This is a genomic window from Vibrio sp. MED222 (assembly GCF_000153005.1).
Classification (GTDB): domain Bacteria; phylum Pseudomonadota; class Gammaproteobacteria; order Enterobacterales; family Vibrionaceae; genus Vibrio; species Vibrio tasmaniensis_A.
Genome location: NZ_AAND01000095.1, coordinates 1 through 1,260 on the forward strand (window position 1 = coordinate 1; position 1,260 = coordinate 1,260).

A 1,260-nucleotide genomic window follows, 5' to 3' on the forward strand; every position below is an offset into this window, starting at 1 on the left:
GTTTCATCGCCTTCGAAGATGCTGTCTTGCGTGGTCTGAACTTTCACTGTGAAGTCGGTTTGACCCGCCGGCAAGCTCACTTGGAAGCTGCCGTCTGATGCTACCGCCACGTCTTTCAGCTCAGTGCCGTCACCTAAGATGATGGTCACTTTGGTGCCCGTGAAGTCGACGTTCTTATCCGCTGTGCCGCTGCTCAGCGTCAGGTCAACCGTGGTCGCCGTCTTGCTTTCGTTGCTCAGCGTCACTTTGATGTCCGCGACCGCACCTTCCGCTACGTTAATGCCCGCCGCGCCCGCGCTGTTGGTCACGCCCGTCACTGTTGGCGTGCCATCGTTGTCTTGGATCGTGACTGTGCCACTTTCCGCTGCTTGTTGCGTGCTGGTCTTCGCCGTCACGGTGAAGGTTTCATCGCCTTCGAAGATGGTGTCTTGCGTGGTCTGCACTTTCACTGTGAAGTCGGTTTGACCCGCCGGTAAGCTCACTTGGAAGCTGCCGTCTGATGCTACCGCCACGTCTTTCAAGACCGTACCGTTGCTCAACACGATGTCCACTTGGGTGCCCGTGAAGTCGACGTTCTTATCCGCTGTGCCGCTGTTCAGCGTCAGGTCAACCGTGGTCGCCGTTTTGCTTTCGTTGCTCAGCGTCACTTTGATGTCCGCGACCGCACCTTCCGCTACGTTAATGCCCGCCGCGCCCGCGCTGTTGGTCACGCCCGTCACTGTTGGCGTGCCATCGTTGTCTTGGATCGTAACCGTGCCCGTTTGCGCCGTCGATTGCGTTGACGTCTTCGCCGTCACCGTGAAGGTTTCATCGCCTTCGAAGATGCTGTCTTGCGTGGTCTGAACTTTCACTGTGAAGTCGGTTTGACCCGCCGGTAAGCTCACTTGGAAGCTGCCGTCGTTCGCAACCGCCACGTCTTTCAGCTCAGTGCCGTCACCTAAGATGATGGTCACTTTGGTGCCCGTGAAGTCGACGTTCTTATCCGCCGTGCCGCTGTTCAGCGTCAGGTCAACCGTGGTCGCCGTCTTGCTTTCGTTGCTCAGCGTCACTTTGATGTCCGCGATCGCGCCTTCCGCTATGTTAATGCCCGCCGCGCCCGCGCTGTTGGTCACGCCCGTCACTGTTGGCGTGCCATCGTTGTCTTGGATCGTGACTGTGCCACTTTCCGCTGCTTGTTGCGTGCTGGTCTTCGCCGTCACGGTGATGTTTCATCGCCTTCGAAGATGCTGTCTTGCGTGGTCTGAACTTTCACTGTGAAGT

Annotated in this window: 1 protein-coding gene; it reads right to left on the bottom strand. The window is 57.9% G+C overall.

Translation table 11 applies throughout. From position 1 onward, the window contains the following. Nucleotides 1-1,199: Calx-beta domain-containing protein (locus tag MED222_RS21155; RefSeq protein ID WP_009844728.1), on the bottom strand; the 1,199-nt coding region annotated here is incomplete at its 3' end. Between the last annotated feature and the right edge of the window lie 61 nt (nt 1,200-1,260).